This is a genomic window from Celeribacter marinus, from assembly GCF_001308265.1.
GTDB lineage: Bacteria > Pseudomonadota > Alphaproteobacteria > Rhodobacterales > Rhodobacteraceae > Celeribacter > Celeribacter marinus.
The window spans coordinates 2,374,893-2,390,054 of record NZ_CP012023.1 but is presented as its reverse complement, the minus strand read 5'-3'; the positions used below and the strand labels follow the sequence as shown (position 1 = coordinate 2,390,054).

Below are 15,162 nucleotides of genomic sequence, written 5' to 3'. Positions count from 1 at the left end.
AAAGCAATCGCACCAAAGGCGGCCCGTCATGGCACCCCTCATTGATCATCCACGCCGCTACGAATTGGCCAACGAATTACACGCGCGCCCGTTTCCCTCGGTCGAGCGGGCAGGGCGCGCGGCCTATCTAGCGATCCGCGCCAAAGGCGATGCGGCGCGCCGTGATCGCAGTCTGGACCGGGCGCACCTCATCGCTCTGTTGGACCGGTATGGCGCTGCGCATCCTGCACCAGATGCCACGCATTTCATGGGGCCGATTGGCAAATACCATCTCAAATGGGAAAGCCATACCGAGTTTGTGACCTACACCGTCTTTGCCGAAGGGGTGGCGGACCGCGCCTATGACAAAGGCACGTTTGATATCTTTCCGCAGGACTGGCTTGACGCCGCACCGGGACAGCGGATCACCTCCGCACTCATTCGGATCGAGCCCGTGGAGGACCATGACGCGATGTTGGAGCGCCTGCACGGATGGTTCGAGCGCGAAAGCCTTGCAGCCGCACATGTCCTTGATGAGGCGCTTGTCGTGGCGTCTGATTTTCGCATTGATGAAGCGGGCCATATGCGGTTTGCGGTGTTTCCGCGCCCTGACACGGGGGAGCGGCGCATTGGCCGCGTGGTTCAGCGGTTGTGTGAGATCGAGACGTACAAAGCCATGTCGATGCTGGGTCTTGTACAAGCGCGCAAGGTCGTGGGCGATTTGGCGCAGATCGAAATGGAGTTGTCACGCGTGATGGCCGCAATGTCGGATGATGCACCCGAGGGGCGCAAAGACGGGGGGATGGAGGATGCGCTGCTCGACGATATCTTGCGTCTGTCCACGCGTATCGAGGCCTTGGTCACGCAGACAAATTTCCGGTTTGGGGCCACGGGGGCCTATGAGGCGATTGTGACGCAGCGCATTGAAGTGCTGCGCGAGACGCGGTTCCACGGGCGGCAATTGTTCAGTGAGTTTATGATGCGCCGTTATGATCCTGCCATGCGCACGGTTAAAGCCGCCGAGCGTCAGCTCGACGGCGTGGCCGAACGCGCGGCGCGGGCGGCGGATTTGTTGCGCACAAAGGTGGACGTGGCGCGACAGGCGCAGAACCAAGCATTGTTGTCGTCGATGGATCGCCGTGCAGATTTGCAATTGCGGTTGCAAGAGACGGTTGAGGGGTTGTCGGTTGTCGCAATCAGCTACTACGCCTTGGGCCTTGCGGGCTATGCGGTCTATCCGTTTTTGGAACCGCTTGGCCTGTCCAAAGGATTGGCGCTTGCGATCCTTACGCCGCTTGTGGTGCTGACGATGTGGCTTGGCCTGCGTCGGTTGAAGAAACACCATCTCGGATAAGGCGGGCGGTCAATGCGCCGCCCGTCCCGATGGAGATCAAGGCCAAAATGGCCGCGACCGACAAGGTTGGCACACCCGATAGACCGGCGCCGATGGTACAGCCACCCGCCAAGACGCCGCCCACACCCATCAGTGCGGCCCCTGCAAGGTAGCGACCGGTTTGTTGGGGCGAGGTGAAGCTTTGCCATTCAAAACGACCCGCGATGAGCGAGAGCACCATTGCGCCCGCAATGACGCCGCCAAATAGTCCAACGCCGAACCCTGCGGGAATGGCACTTGAGGCGACTGTCCAGAACAGGACTTCGGTAGCGGGAGAGGTGAATGACAGGCTTTCAAGGGCGATAGGGTCAAATTCGTCGAACAATACATAGCCCGTGCCGATCCATGCGGCAGGAACCAACAGGCCGATGAGCGCGCCAAGGGCGAGGGTGCGACGATTATCTGCCAGACGCAGCGCCAAAAGACCCGCAGCGCCCGCAATCAAAACGGTCCAGATCAACGGTGATCCCGGAAGAGCACCATTGGTCAGCGGCACGGTGACGCTCGACAGCGCGGTGCGGATCGGGGTCAAAACGCCCTTGAGGGTTGCATGGGCAATCACGGCAAACGCCAAGAGCACGAGGACGGCGCGCAGGTTGCCTGTGCCTGCCAAAACCGTCAAGCGTGCCACACAGCCGCGGGTCAAAACCATGCCCGCGCCAAAGATCAAGCCACCGACAATGATGGCCAAAATTGGCATGTCGGCGACCATAAAGCGGTGGTCCTCAAACGTGATTAACCCTTGGGCCACGGCGATTTGGGTGCCGACCATGGCCGTGGCGAGACCGCCAAGCCAAACACCCGCCGCAGATTTGCGTTCGGATACTGGGCCAGCAACGGCGCGACGAAAGCAAAACCGCGACACTTCGGCCAGTGCGCCAAAAGCGAGGCCGATCAACAGGCCCAATAGGATTGAGGCCTGACGGGGAGATATATCAAGTCCAAGCTGTTCGTACATGTGCGTTTTTCCTCTGACGTGGGATTTTGTTCCTCTTACGCGAGAGAAACCACTCTGATCAAGCGGGTCTGACCGCCATTTTGGCGCAGTTTTTGGAACGTTGTTCTATATGTCGCAGGCCTCGAGAACCGAATTCGCGTGGCGTGGCGTCCACGCAAAACAAATGCAAAGCGGGGATGGATTTGGGCCGTACTTTTGGTCTTATTTGAATATGTGCGTGGATGGATCTTTGCGCGCGCCTCATCGCGGCGGCTCTCACGCTGGCGGACAAGAAAACATGTGGTCGGTATTCGGGCATGTGTGCTTGACGAGAGGTGACTGTCGGCCCAGTTTGAACCATGACATACTGCGCGCACATGCCACGCTTGCGCCGTGTGTTGTCGGCGCGTTCACTCGTCGTACGCGCCTGACCAAACGATCACACCTAGGAGCCACGCACTATGCCCGTCAAAAACCGCCTTGCGCAAATGTTGCCAGAAATCACCGAATGGCGTCATGACATCCATACCCATCCGGAGTTGATGTTCGAGGTGCACAGAACCGCCGCCAAAGTCGCGGACCTGTTGCGGGCGTTTGGGTGTGACGAGGTTGTCGAGGGACTTGGGCGCACGGGCGTTGTGGGCGTGATCAAAGGCAAGTCGGCGGCCTCAGGGCGCACTGTTGGGCTGCGTGCCGATATGGATGCGCTGCCGATTATGGAAGATACCGGTGTGGACTACGCCTCGCAAACGCCCGGTGTCATGCATGCGTGTGGTCATGACGGACACACATCCATGTTGCTTGGCGCGGCCAAATATTTAGCGGAGACCCGCAATTTTGACGGCACCGCCGTGGTGATCTTCCAACCCGCCGAAGAGGGCGGTGGTGGTGGCCGCGTGATGTGCGAAGAGGGTATGATGGACCGCTTTGGCATCGACGAGGTGTATGGCATGCACAATTGGCCCGGTCATGATGTCGGCACCTTTGCCATTCGCTCTGGTCCGTTCTTTGCTGCAACCGATGAGTTTGAAATTACGATAGAGGGCAAGGGCGGGCATGCGGCCAAGCCGCACGAGGCGATTGATAGCACTGTGGTGGCGTCACATTTGGTGATCGCACTGCAAACTATTGCATCGCGCAACATTGATCCGACCGAACAGGTTGTCGTCTCCGTCACCTCATTTGAAACCTCGTCAACGGCGTATAACGTGCTGCCGCAACGCGTTGTATTGCGCGGCACGGCGCGCACACTTGACGCGGCTATTCGTAAGGATGTCGCCGAGCGCATTACGACCATCGCCACGGGTATTGCCGCCAGCTTTGGGGCGGTGGCCACTGTGGATTATCAACTTGGCTACCCTGTAATGGTGAACCACGCGCGCGAAACAGAATACGCGATTGAAGCGGCCACAAAGATCTCGGGCAGCTGTGCGCACTCGCCGTTGATAATGGGCGGTGAGGATTTCGCCTATATGTTGGAAGAACGCCCCGGCGCGTATATTTTGATTGGCAACGGCGATAGTGCGCCCGTGCATCACCCCAAATTCAACTTCAACGATGAGGCCATCCCTGCGGGCTCGTCATGGTATGTTGAAATGGTCGAGAGCCGTCTGAGCGCCTGACGGCTTGGCGGCGGATGTCACCCGCCTGTGTGCGACATATGCCGCGACACCTGACCGTCTGCCTTTTGGCGTGAGTAATCAAAATCATGCCCTTTGGGTTTGCGGGCAATCGCGGCCTCAATGGCGCGAATGAGCGGTGCGTTATCATCGCCGCTGTCGCGCATGATATCGCGCAAGGAGGCGTTGTCCTCTTGGCCCAAACACATAAACAACTCACCCGTACAGGTCATGCGTACGCGATTGCAGCTTTCGCAAAAATTGTGGCTTAGTGGCGTGATGAAACCGATCTTTTGGCCGGTTTCCTCAAGGCGCACATAGCGCGCGGGGCCACCCGTTTTTTCGGCCAAATCCGTCAGAGTATAGCGGGTGCGCAGATCACCGCGCAGATCCTCAAGCGACCAGTATTGGCCCACACGGTCCTCGTTGCCCAGATCACCCATAGGCATCACTTCGATAAAGGTCAGGTCCATATCTTCGCGCGCACACCATTGTGTTAGGGTAAATAGCTCGTCCTCGTTGAAGCCTTTGAGGGCCACTGCGTTGATTTTGACGCGCAGGCCCGCGTTGCGGGCGGCCTCAATGCCTTTGAGCACTTGGTCTAATTTGCCCCACCGCGTCACACGCGCGAATTTATCGGGATCGAGCGTGTCGAGCGACACATTGATCCGGCGAACACCCGCCGCGTAAAGATCACCCGCATACCGCGCCAATTGCGAGCCGTTTGTGGTCACAGTCAATTCCTTGAGCGCACCGCTGTCGAGGTGACGCGTCATCGCATTGAAAAACGTCATGATCCCACGGCGCACCAAAGGCTCTCCGCCTGTGATCCGCAGCTTTTGCACGCCAAGCCCGATGAAGGTCGAACACATGCGGTCCAACTCTTCGAGGGTGAGCAGCTCTTTCTTAGGTAGGAACGTCATGTTTTCGGCCATGCAGTAGACACAACGAAAATCACAGCGATCCGTCACCGACACCCGTAGATAGGTGATCGCGCGGGCAAACGGGTCAATGAGGCGAGGGGCATCTGTCATGAAATTAGCCTATGCGGTCATGTGGCGGGTGCCAAGACGATCAACCATCACTTTTGCGCAACTCGACAACACGTCGCACCATTTTTGCGCGTTTGCCGTCATGTTTGCCAAGGGCGCGCACCCATGTGTCCGCCGCACGGGCCACATCTTTGTCTGCGTCTTGCAGCGCATGGGTGAGCCAGAACAACACGTCATCAATGGCGTTTAACTCGTCTTTGGACGGATGGGCCAGCTTTGCCAGTGGCGTCGACAAGATGAGGGCCGCGCGTCTGTCCAAACTGCGTTCAGATGCCGCGAGGGCGTGCACTGTGGCCATGCGCGAAAGATCGACCGCGATGCGACGACCGCCCGCAGCCCCAAGTGCATCAATCTGCGCCCAAGTGTCGGCCTGTTCGATCCATGTGCAAATCTGCGCCCAAATGTCCGCGTCATCCTTAATGCGGGCTTGGGTCAACAGCTTGGCGGCCATGAGACGGGCCTCATGCGTGTTGGTCTCCCACAGAGCTCGGGCCAACTCAAGACGGTCGGGAAAGGCCACGTCTTGGCGCCACTGGCGCGCGATCTCTTCGAGGCGGGCAGGGGCTACACCAATGTAGTCCCCCGCTCCAAAACGTGTGGCCAGATCGGCGGCGCGTGTTGCGTCCGCCTCGGATTGGAGCGCTGTAAGCGCCTCTTGTGGGGTCATTCGACAGTCACCGATTTTGCAAGGTTGCGGGGTTGATCCACATCCGTGCCTTTGGCAACGGCGGTGTGATACGCGATCAATTGCGCAGGAAGCGCGTAGAGAATAGGGGCAATAGCATCTGACACGCGTGGCATTTCAATCGTGCGCCACACATCATCACCCGCATCGGCGATCCCTGTTTTGTCGGACACAAGGATCACTTTGCCGCCACGGGCCATGACTTCTTGCATGTTCGATACGGTTTTGTCGAACAGCTTGTCGCGCGGGGCGAACACGATGATCGGTGTGTGTGTGTCAACAAGGGCGATGGGGCCGTGTTTTAACTCGCCAGACGCATAGCCTTCGGCGTGTATGTAACTGATTTCTTTCAGCTTTAGCGCACCTTCAAGAGCGATTGGGTAAATCGCGCCGCGCCCGAGGAACAAGACGTCCGTGGCCTCAGCCAACTCTTGGGAGATGGCATCGATATCGTCGCGCAGATCAAGAGCGGCATTGATCAGACCCGGCAGGGCGCGCAGGGCGCTCAGGTGGGTTTTAACCTCATCACGCGCTAGGACGCCGCGTTGTGAGGCGGCCTCAATGGCAAGGGCCAGTAGCACGGTGAGCTGACAGGTAAAGGCTTTGGTTGACGCCACGCCCACCTCGACACCGGCCAAAATCGGCAGGGATAGATCGCTTTCGCGCGCCATGGAACTTTCGGCTGAATTTGTAATGGTCACGATCTTGTCGGCCTTGCCCGCGACATAGCGCAGGGCCGCCAATGTATCGGCCGTCTCGCCCGATTGTGAGACAAAGATAGCCAAGGTGCGCGGCGCAATGGGCGCTTCGCGGTAGCGAAATTCTGAGGCAACATCGACCTCGACGGGGATGCGCGCGATTTGCTCAAGCCAATATTTGGCGGTGAAACAAGCGAAGAACGCCGTGCCGCACGCGACCATGACAATACGGTCAAAGGCGGTGAAATCGATACCGTCCTCGGGCAAGTTGATACCCGCACCATCCGAGGAGAGATAGTAGGACAGCGCATCAGAGATCACCGTGGGTTGTTCGGCAATCTCTTTGGACATGAAGTGTTTATGGCCCGCTTTCTCGATGCGGGTCGCGTCGAGTTTGATTTCGCGGCGTACCCGTTGCACCTGTGTGCCGGTCGCGTCGAAAATCGCCAAAGAGGTGCGGGTCAGGATCGCGCGGTCCCCCTCGTCAAGGTAGGTCACTTGATCGGTCATGGGCGCAAGCGCGATAGCATCTGAGCCGACATACATCTCACCATCGCCGTGCCCGATGGCCAATGGCGAGCCTTTGCGCGCGGCGATCAACAAATCATCCTCGCCGTCAAACAAGAAGCACAGGGCAAACGCTCCCTCAAGCGCATCAATGGTCGCATTCGCGGCCTCAACGGGCGCATGCCCCGCATCAACAAAGCTTTGTGCCAAAAGAGCTACGGTTTCGGTGTCGGTCTCGGTGACGAATTTATAGCCCTTGGTGGCCAGATCGGCGCGCAATTCGCGGAAATTTTCGATGATACCGTTGTGGACGACTGCGACCGGCCCCGCTTGGTGAGGGTGCGCGTTGGTGACACTGGGGGCGCCGTGGGTCGCCCAACGGGTGTGGCCGATGCCTGATTTACCCGCGAGCGGATTGTGGACAAGCTCGTCGGAGAGATTGACCAGTTTTCCAACCGCGCGCCGGCGATCCAGTTTGCCGTTGTCGACGGTTGCGATCCCTGCGCTGTCATAGCCGCGGTATTCGAGGCGTTTGAGTGCTTCGACCAACAAGGGGGCGACTTCATGGGTTCCAAGAACCCCTACAATTCCACACATATTACAAACCCTTTTGCGCGTTTTTCTTCGCGGACTTTAACTTTTCAAATAATCTAATGGCGAGACCCGCCTTGTTCACCTGTTTTGCGCGGGCAATTGCCAATGCGCCGTCTTCCACATGTGAGGTGATGACGGACCCGCTTGCGGTCATGGCGTCATCGCCCACGGTCACGGGGGCTACGAGCATGGTGTTTGACCCGATAAAGGCATTTCGCCCGATGGTGGTTTTGTGTTTGAACACGCCGTCATAGTTGCAGGTGATTGTGCCTGCGCCGACATTAGTGCCGTCACCAATGTCCGCATCACCGATGTAGGTGAGGTGGTTGACCTTGGTGCCTTCGCCGATACGCGCGTTCTTGATCTCGACGAAATTGCCGACATGGGCGTTGTTCGACAATTCCGCACCCGGGCGCAGACGCGCATAGGGACCAACTGTGGCACCCATCGAGACGTGACAGCCCTCAAGGTGGGAAAAGGCGCGAATACGCGCGGTGGATTCCACTGTTACATTGGGGCCAAACACTACGTTGGGTTCAATGATTGCATCGCGCCCCACATAGGTGTCGAGTGAGAAAAAGACGGTTTCGGGCGCGGTTAACGTAACACCGTTGTCCAAGGCCTCGGCACGTTTGGCGGTTTGGAAAATACCCTCGGCGCGGGCGAGTTCAACGCGCGTGTTAATGCCAAGCGTCTCGGCCTCATCACAGGTCACTGCGGTTGCGGTTTTGCCGGCGGACCATGCCAATTCCACGATGTCGGTGAGGTAGTATTCGCCGGACGCGTTGTCGTTCCCGACCGCATCAATCAGTGCGAACAGGGTTTGGGCATTGGCGCAGACCACACCCGAATTGCATAGTGTGATGGCGCGCTCGGCATCATTGGCGTCTTTATACTCAACGATCCGCTCGAGTGTTTCGCCCGATGTGACAAGGCGCCCGTAGCGACCTGCGTCAGCCGCGTCAAACCCTAACACCACAACGTCATGGGTGGCGCGCGCGGCGATCATGTTCGTCAGTGTCTGGGATGTGACAAACGGGGTATCGCCGTACAAGACAAGCGCGTCACCGTCAAAACCGGCAAGCGCGGCGCGGGCTTGGGCCACGGCATGCGCGGTGCCCAATTGTTCGGTTTGGTGCGCGATCACGATAGTGTCGTCGATTTTGCGGGCAGCGGCCTCGACCAAATCGCCGCCGTGACCGACCACCAGTACGGTTTTTTCAGGCTCAAGGGAGGCCCCTGCGTTCAGAGCATGGGCGAACAGTGGCGCGTTTGCGACCTCGTGCAGCACCTTTGGCAGGTCGGAATTCATCCGGCTGCCTTGGCCTGCGGCTAAAATGATAAGGGCGGTCGTCATCTAAATGTACCAATCTGCTCTTTTAATAATATATACGCCGTTTTACCGATAGCGCACAGCGCCGCAAGGGGCGGGGCTTCACTAATTTTGTCGCTGCGTTACATATGATCGGCATAATTTTGCGCAGTGGCGGGCGCGAGGATAGGGAGAGACGCAGGTGCGGACAGTTATTTTTGATCTCGACGGGACACTTGCGGATACGTCCGCCGATCTGATTGCCTCGGCAAACGCGTGTTTTCGGGGGCTTGGGTATGGCGATGTGCTTGATCCGGTGGCCGATGCCAAAACGGCGTTTCGAGGCGGGCGGGCCATGCTTGCGCTCGGCTTTGGGCGTGTGCGCCCTGCGTTCACCCAAGAGGACGTGTCGGCGCAGTACCCCATTTTACTCGACGCCTATAGCGAAGCGATTGATGTGCATACGCGCTTGTATGAGGGTGCGGCCGAGGCGGTCGAGGCGTTGCGGCGTGATGGATACGCGGTTGGCGTGTGTACGAACAAGCCCGAAGCCCTCGCCGACCGACTTTTGGTCTCGCTTGGCATTCGTGATCTGTTCGCCTCCATGATTGGAGCGCAAACCGTTGGTGTCAGCAAACCTGACCCCAAGCCCTATATCGCAGCGGTCGAGGAGGCGGGCGGCGTTGTCGCACAAAGCTTTATCGTTGGAGACACAGAGACGGACCGCAAAACCGCGCGGGCGGCGGGGGTGCCCTGTGCGCTTGTCACGTTCGGGCCAGATGGATCTGATGTGCGCGATCTCGCACCCGAGGCGTTGTTGGATCACTACCGTGATCTGGGTCGCATCACCAAGGATCTGATTGGATGAGCGGTGAGGTTTTTCGCGGCAATTTCACGCAACAAGAGCCAATTCCCGAAGAGGCGATTGAGCGGGCCGTTGAGGTTTTGCGCTCGGGGCGGCTGCATCGGTACAACGTTCTGCCAGATGAGGCGGGCGAAGTTGCGCTTTTGGAGCAGGAGTTTGCCGCTCTGGCGGGCGCACGCTACGCGCTTGCCGTCGCGTCTGGGGGGTATGCGTTGGGGTGTGCCTTGCGTGCGGTCGGGGTCGCGCATGGCGATGCCGTTTTGACCAATGCATTTACCCTTGCCCCTGTGCCTGGTGCGATTGCCTCCGTGGGGGCGCGGTCGATCTTTGTGGGCGTCACCGAAGGTCTGGTCATTGATCTGGATGATCTTCAGGTCAAAATCGCGGACAGTGGCGCGCGGGTTTTGATGCTGTCACATATGCGCGGTCACATCGTCGATATGGATGCGCTGATGTACATCTGTAATGGTGCGGGTGTGACGGTGATCGAGGATTGCGCCCACACCATGGGGGCCACATGGGACGGGGTTCCGTCAGGGCGTCACGGCACGATCGCATGCTATTCAACACAGACCTATAAGCATATCAATTCGGGCGAGGGCGGTTTGCTTGTCACCGATGATGACGAGATCGCGGCAAAAGCCATCTTATTGTCGGGATCGTACATGTTATACGGGGCGCATACTGCGCGTCCGCCGCTCGATGTGTTCGAAAAGGTCAAGTACGACACGCCCAATGTGTCGGGCCGTATGGATCATTTGCGCGCGGCGATTTTGCGTGTGCAGCTGCGTCACCTTCCCGATCAAGTCGCGAATTGGAACGCGCGCTACCGCGTGGTGGAGGAGGGGGTGCGCGATGTTGCGGGCCTCACGTTGATTGATCGTCCACAACAAGAGGGCTTTGTCGGCTCGTCGATCCAGTTTCTATTGCTCGATTGGGCTGACGAGCGGATCAAAGCCGTGGTTGCGGCGTGCAAAGCGCGCGGTGTCGAGTTGAAATGGTTTGGCGCCCCTGATCCTGTCGCGTTTACATCGCGTTATGACAATTGGCGCTACGCCGATCCGCAGCCTTTGCCCGATAGTGACCGCGTGTTGCGTGCGATTGTGGACATGCGCCTTCCGCTTACGTTTTCATTGGACGATTGCGTGGTGATTGCGCGCATCATCAAGGACGAAGTGGTGCGGATACATTAGGTGTTTGCGCTAAACCCAAGTAAAAAAGTCAGTTAAGTGCAGCTGCCCGCAACTCGAATCGACCATTTGGCCCCGTAACATGCCGCTGTGCAGCTTTTTCTAAAGTGACTTTGATTAAAGTCATGCAAAACCAAGCAAACACCATAAAATACGGACATAAAAAACGGCGCGTTTGGTTGACCACAATGTCGCAGAGGGCTAAACCACCGTTAGCTTAAGCCACGCGTCCCACATAGCTATCTCGCTGACAGGGACGCAACTTTAAGGAGCCGCTCGTGGAAGACTTGCTTCGGGATTACCTTCCCATCGTCATTTTCCTAGGCCTCGCCATCGCGCTAGGTCTCGTGTTCATTTTCGCCGCCCTCATCATTGCTGTTCGTAATCCTGATCCTGAAAAAGTGTCGGCATACGAATGTGGCTTTAACGCCTTTGATGACGCACGCATGAAGTTTGACGTCCGGTTTTATCTGGTATCGATCCTCTTCATCATCTTCGATTTGGAAATCGCATTCCTGTTCCCTTGGGCCGTCGCGTTCAAGGATGTCGGTATTGTGGGCTTCTGGTCGATGATCGTGTTCTTGGGTGTTCTCACCGTGGGCTTTGCCTATGAGTGGAAGAAAGGGGCGCTAGAATGGGCGTGATTACAACGCAGAACTCCGCCGGTGTGGACAAAGAGCACTCAACGCAGGTGCTCAACAAGGAGTTGCAGGACAAAGGGTTTCTGCTGACCTCCTCAGAAGATATTATCAACTGGGCGCGTACCGGATCCCTTCACTGGATGACCTTTGGTCTGGCGTGCTGCGCGGTCGAGATGATGCACACTTCCATGCCCCGTTATGACCTTGAGCGCTACGGCACTGCGCCGCGCGCCTCTCCGCGTCAGTCCGATCTAATGATCGTTGCGGGCACATTGACCAACAAAATGGCACCGGCGCTACGCAAAGTGTACGACCAGATGCCCGAGCCGCGTTATGTGATCTCCATGGGGTCGTGCGCAAACGGCGGCGGTTACTATCACTATAGCTATTCGGTTGTGCGTGGCTGTGACCGTATTGTGCCTGTGGACATCTATGTTCCGGGGTGCCCACCCACGGCTGAGGCGTTGATGTATGGCGTGTTGCAACTGCAGCGCAAAATCCGCCGCACCGGCACGATTGCCCGATAGGAGGGGACGAGATGACTGAAGCACTTCAGGAGCTTGCCGCTCATATTGAACTCAAACGCCCTGATGATGTTGTGTCGTCGGAGATCACGTTTGGTGAGTTGACGGTAACTGTGGCCGCGTCGAAAATTGTGGATTTCGTTGAATTCCTCAAAGCGGATGCCACGTGCAAGTTTTCGTCGCTCGTGGATATCACGGCGATTGATTACCCCTCGCGGGCGCAGCGGTTTGATGTGGTCTACCACTTCTTGTCGATGTACCAAAATCACCGCATTCGTGTGCGTGCCGCGGTGCGTGAAGACGAAACAATTGCGTCAATCATGCCTGTGCATCCCTCGGCCAACTGGTTCGAGCGCGAAGTGTTCGACATGTTCGGGATCATCTTTTCAGGTCATCCGGATTTGCGCCGCTTACTCACGGACTACGGCTTTCGCGGTCATCCGTTGCGCAAGGATTTTCCGACAACTGGTTATACCGAAGTGCGCTATGACGAAGAGCTCAAGCGCGTGGTGTACGAACCTGTTTCGTTGACACAAGAATACCGCCAGTTCGACAATCTCTCTCCATGGGAGGGCGCGCATTACATCCTTCCAGGGGATGAGAAGGGCGATGGCGACAAGGCAGGGGCGTAACCGCGGTGCGGTTGGGCGACACGGCGTTGGGATATCTCGACGCATAGGAATGACGAGCGTTGCGGCGTCGCGGGATTGATCTCGCGCCGCTCAAGCGCTTTTTGATGACAAGACTTTTGATCAAAAGCCCATAGGGTAGCGATCAATTGGAGAAAGGTCTGATGATGGACGGTAACTTCGACGACGCGCAATCGGGCGAGCAGAAGATCCGCAATTTCAACATCAACTTCGGCCCGCAGCACCCTGCGGCGCACGGGGTGCTTCGTATGGTTCTGGAGCTTGATGGCGAGATCGTGGAACGTGCTGACCCGCATATCGGCCTGCTTCACCGCGGCACCGAAAAGCTGATGGAAAGCCGGACCTATCTGCAAAACCTGCCGTATCTCGACCGCCTCGATTATGTGGCGCCGATGAACCAAGAACACGCATGGTGCATGGCCATTGAACGCCTCGCAGGGGTTGAGGTGCCGCGCCGCGCCTCCCTCATTCGTGTGCTGTATTCCGAGATTGGCCGCGTGCTCAACCACCTGTTGAACGTCACGACACAGGCGATGGACGTGGGCGCGCTCACGCCGCCATTGTGGGGCTTTGAAGAGCGCGAAAAGCTCATGATTTTCTATGAACGCGCCTGTGGTGCGCGTCTTCACGCCGCGTATTTCCGCCCCGGTGGGGTGCACCAAGACCTGCCCTCGACGTTGCTCGATGATATCGAGGCATGGGCGGATCACTTCCCTAAAATTCTCGCAGACATTCATACGCTGTTGACCGAGAACCGTATTTTCAAGCAGCGTAACGCAGATATCGGGATCATCACCGAACAAGAGATCCTTGATTGGGGCTACTCTGGTGTGATGGTGCGTGGCTCCGGCCTGCCATGGGATTTGCGCCGCTCACAGCCTTATGAGTGCTACGACGAGTTCGATTTCCAGATCCCTGTTGGCAAAAACGGCGATTGCTACGATCGTTATTTGTGCCGCATGGAAGAGATGACGCAATCGACGTCGATCATCAAACAGGCGATCGCCAAGTTGCGGATGCCCGAGAACCAAGGCGATGTTTTGGCGCGCGGTAAACTTACCCCGCCCAAACGCTCGGATATGAAAACCTCTATGGAGGCGCTCATCCACCACTTCAAACTCTACACCGAAGGCTTCAAATTGCCCGCCGGTGAGGTGTATGCCGCCGTCGAAGCGCCCAAGGGCGAGTTCGGCGTTTATATGGTCTCTGACGGGACCAACAAACCCTACCGCGCCAAATTGCGTGCGCCCGGGTTCTTGCATCTTCAGTCGATGGATCACGTTGCATCGGGCCACCAGTTGGCCGACGTCGCCGCGATCATCGGGACTATGGACATCGTATTTGGGGAGGTGGACCGCTAATGCTGCGCCGTCTACATGCCGAACAGCCCGAGAGCTTTGAATTTACACCTGCCAACCTTGAATGGGCGGACGGTCAGATCACGAAATACCCACAGGGTCGCGAGCAATCCGCCGTGATCCCGCTTTTGTGGCGCGCCCAAGAGCAAGAAGGCTGGTTGACCAAGCCCGCGATTGAATATGTTGGCGACAAACTCGGCATGCCGTATATCCGCGTGCTTGAGGTGGCGACCTTCTACTTTATGTTCCAACTTCAACCTGTTGGCTCCGTGGCCCACATTCAGGTGTGCGGCACCTTGTCGTGCATGATCTGTGGCGCTGAGGATTTGATTGCTGTCTGTAAGGACAAAATCGCGCCGAACGCGCATGAATTGTCGGCGGATGGCAAGTTTTCGTGGGAAGAGGTCGAATGTCTGGGCGCATGTTCAAACGCACCCATGGCGCAGATCGGCAAAGACTACTTTGAAGATTTGACAGCCGAAAATTTTGGCAAGCTGATCGACGACATGGCGGCGGGCCAAGTGCCACTTCCTGGTCCACAAAATGGTCGCTACGCCGCAGAGCCGTTGTCTGGTTTGACATCATTGACCGATCATGAGGCCGGACGCCCCGCGTATAACGCGTCTGCGCAGCTCGCCCATGATCTTGGCGATACCATCAAGCGGATCGATGGCTCCGAAGTACCGATTTTGACGCCTTGGGTTGTCAAAGGTGGCAAAGCATCCGCCGCTAAGAAAACACCGCCAAAGCCGGCACCCGTGCAAAAGTCCGCCGTTCAACAAGCCGCCGCTGCGAAAAAAGCGGCGAAGGCCGTTGATGCGCCGAAGGCTGCCGCCGCTCCAAAGTCTGCCGCTGCACCAAAGGCTGATGCCGCTGTGTCCGAAGGCAAAAAACCACGCACCATGAGTGCTCCGCGCAAAGCGGGTGCGGATGATTTGAAAATGCTCAAAGGTGTCGGTCCCAAATTGGAACAAACACTCAACGCACTTGGGTTCTACCACTTTGATCAGGTCGCCAAATGGACAGCGGACGAGATCGCATGGGTTGATGATAACCTGAAATTCAAAGGTCGTATTGAACGCGATGGTTGGGTGGAGCAGGCCAAAATCCTCGCACAGGGTGGTCAAACCGAGTTTTCAAAGCGTGCGAAGTACTAAG

At 57.5% G+C, this 15,162-nt stretch carries 14 protein-coding genes; 9 read left to right on the top strand and 5 right to left on the bottom strand.

Going from position 1 to position 15,162, the window contains the following annotated elements; genetic code table 11:
- Positions 1-28 precede the first annotated feature (28 nt).
- Positions 29-1,333, top strand: a complete 1,305-nt coding sequence (locus IMCC12053_RS11950; protein WP_062219348.1) for a DUF3422 family protein — start codon at positions 29-31, stop codon at positions 1,331-1,333.
- Here the strand turns inward: IMCC12053_RS11950 and IMCC12053_RS11945 are convergent.
- Positions 1,266-2,330, bottom strand: coding sequence for a YeeE/YedE family protein (locus IMCC12053_RS11945; RefSeq protein ID WP_062219346.1), 1,065 nt, complete (start codon positions 2,328-2,330; stop codon positions 1,266-1,268). The genes IMCC12053_RS11950 and IMCC12053_RS11945 overlap by 68 nt on opposite strands.
- A gap of 440 nt (positions 2,331-2,770) precedes the next feature.
- On the opposite strand from IMCC12053_RS11945, the gene IMCC12053_RS11940 reads away from it, so the two are divergent.
- Positions 2,771-3,931 carry a M20 aminoacylase family protein gene (locus IMCC12053_RS11940; protein ID WP_062219344.1) on the top strand — a complete coding sequence of 387 codons (1,161 nt, stop codon included), beginning with the start codon at positions 2,771-2,773 and terminating at the stop codon, positions 3,929-3,931.
- Between the two features lie 17 nt (positions 3,932-3,948).
- Here IMCC12053_RS11940 and moaA read toward each other — a convergent pair whose 3' ends face one another.
- From moaA to glmU, 4 genes are read right to left on the bottom strand one after another with little or no spacing between them, the layout of a single operon-like run.
- A complete protein-coding gene (gene moaA, locus IMCC12053_RS11935) occupies positions 3,949-4,962 on the bottom strand; it encodes a GTP 3',8-cyclase MoaA (protein WP_062219342.1) in 1,014 nt (337 codons plus the stop codon).
- A gap of 40 nt (positions 4,963-5,002) precedes the next feature.
- Positions 5,003-5,647 carry a DNA alkylation repair protein gene (locus IMCC12053_RS11930; RefSeq protein ID WP_062219341.1) on the bottom strand — a complete coding sequence of 215 codons (645 nt, stop codon included), beginning with the start codon at positions 5,645-5,647 and terminating at the stop codon, positions 5,003-5,005.
- The gene (gene glmS / locus IMCC12053_RS11925; RefSeq protein WP_062219340.1) at positions 5,644-7,467 is read right to left on the bottom strand and encodes a glutamine--fructose-6-phosphate transaminase (isomerizing); all 1,824 of its coding nucleotides are present in this window, start codon (positions 7,465-7,467) and stop codon (positions 5,644-5,646) included. The genes IMCC12053_RS11930 and glmS overlap by 4 nt, the downstream gene beginning before the upstream one ends.
- A 1-nt stretch (position 7,468) precedes the next feature.
- Positions 7,469-8,821, bottom strand: coding sequence for a bifunctional UDP-N-acetylglucosamine diphosphorylase/glucosamine-1-phosphate N-acetyltransferase GlmU (gene glmU, locus IMCC12053_RS11920; RefSeq protein ID WP_062219339.1), 1,353 nt, complete (start codon positions 8,819-8,821; stop codon positions 7,469-7,471).
- A gap of 157 nt (positions 8,822-8,978) precedes the next feature.
- Here glmU and IMCC12053_RS11915 point away from each other — a divergent pair, with 157 nt between their 5' ends.
- The 7 genes from IMCC12053_RS11915 (at position 8,979) to IMCC12053_RS11885 (ending at position 15,161) form a co-directional block, all read left to right on the top strand.
- Complete coding sequence (locus tag IMCC12053_RS11915) at positions 8,979-9,644, top strand: HAD-IA family hydrolase (protein WP_062219338.1); 666 nt, start codon at positions 8,979-8,981, stop codon at positions 9,642-9,644.
- The gene (locus IMCC12053_RS11910) at positions 9,641-10,834 is read left to right on the top strand and encodes a DegT/DnrJ/EryC1/StrS family aminotransferase (protein WP_062219337.1); all 1,194 of its coding nucleotides are present in this window, start codon (positions 9,641-9,643) and stop codon (positions 10,832-10,834) included. The genes IMCC12053_RS11915 and IMCC12053_RS11910 overlap by 4 nt, the downstream gene beginning before the upstream one ends.
- 275 nt (positions 10,835-11,109) lie before the next feature.
- The gene (locus IMCC12053_RS11905; protein ID WP_062219336.1) at positions 11,110-11,475 is read left to right on the top strand and encodes an NADH-quinone oxidoreductase subunit A; all 366 of its coding nucleotides are present in this window, start codon (positions 11,110-11,112) and stop codon (positions 11,473-11,475) included.
- Positions 11,466-11,999 (top strand): NuoB/complex I 20 kDa subunit family protein, encoded by a 534-nt coding sequence (locus tag IMCC12053_RS11900; protein WP_062219334.1) that lies wholly within the window; start codon positions 11,466-11,468, stop codon positions 11,997-11,999. The genes IMCC12053_RS11905 and IMCC12053_RS11900 overlap by 10 nt, the downstream gene beginning before the upstream one ends.
- 11 nt (positions 12,000-12,010) lie before the next feature.
- Complete coding sequence (locus tag IMCC12053_RS11895; protein WP_062219332.1) at positions 12,011-12,628, top strand: NADH-quinone oxidoreductase subunit C; 618 nt, start codon at positions 12,011-12,013, stop codon at positions 12,626-12,628.
- 164 nt (positions 12,629-12,792) lie between these two features.
- On the top strand, positions 12,793-14,007 hold the full coding sequence (locus IMCC12053_RS11890; RefSeq protein WP_177205495.1) for an NADH-quinone oxidoreductase subunit D: 1,215 nt from the start codon (positions 12,793-12,795) through the stop codon (positions 14,005-14,007).
- Complete coding sequence (locus tag IMCC12053_RS11885) at positions 14,007-15,161, top strand: NADH-quinone oxidoreductase subunit E (RefSeq protein WP_062219327.1); 1,155 nt, start codon at positions 14,007-14,009, stop codon at positions 15,159-15,161. Before IMCC12053_RS11890 ends, IMCC12053_RS11885 begins: the two co-directional genes overlap by 1 nt.
- The last annotated feature ends 1 nt before the right edge of the window (position 15,162 follow it).

Bases quoted from the DNA above. Each gene is read 5' to 3' on its own strand.
- IMCC12053_RS11950 (WP_062219348.1), top strand. From the start codon at position 29: ATGGCACCCCTCATTGATCATCCACGCCGCTACGAATTGGCCAACGAA.
- IMCC12053_RS11945 (WP_062219346.1), bottom strand. From the start codon at position 2,330: ATGTACGAACAGCTTGGACTTGATATATCTCCCCGTCAGGCCTCAATC.
- IMCC12053_RS11940 (WP_062219344.1), top strand. From the start codon at position 2,771: ATGCCCGTCAAAAACCGCCTTGCGCAAATGTTGCCAGAAATCACCGAA.
- moaA (WP_062219342.1), bottom strand. From the start codon at position 4,962: ATGACAGATGCCCCTCGCCTCATTGACCCGTTTGCCCGCGCGATCACC.
- IMCC12053_RS11930 (WP_062219341.1), bottom strand. From the start codon at position 5,647: ATGACCCCACAAGAGGCGCTTACAGCGCTCCAATCCGAGGCGGACGCA.
- glmS (WP_062219340.1), bottom strand. From the start codon at position 7,467: ATGTGTGGAATTGTAGGGGTTCTTGGAACCCATGAAGTCGCCCCCTTG.
- glmU (WP_062219339.1), bottom strand. From the start codon at position 8,821: ATGACGACCGCCCTTATCATTTTAGCCGCAGGCCAAGGCAGCCGGATG.
- IMCC12053_RS11910 (WP_062219337.1), top strand. From the start codon at position 9,641: ATGAGCGGTGAGGTTTTTCGCGGCAATTTCACGCAACAAGAGCCAATT.
- IMCC12053_RS11900 (WP_062219334.1), top strand. From the start codon at position 11,466: ATGGGCGTGATTACAACGCAGAACTCCGCCGGTGTGGACAAAGAGCAC.
- IMCC12053_RS11895 (WP_062219332.1), top strand. From the start codon at position 12,011: ATGACTGAAGCACTTCAGGAGCTTGCCGCTCATATTGAACTCAAACGC.
- IMCC12053_RS11890 (WP_177205495.1), top strand. From the start codon at position 12,793: ATGGACGGTAACTTCGACGACGCGCAATCGGGCGAGCAGAAGATCCGC.
- IMCC12053_RS11885 (WP_062219327.1), top strand. From the start codon at position 14,007: ATGCTGCGCCGTCTACATGCCGAACAGCCCGAGAGCTTTGAATTTACA.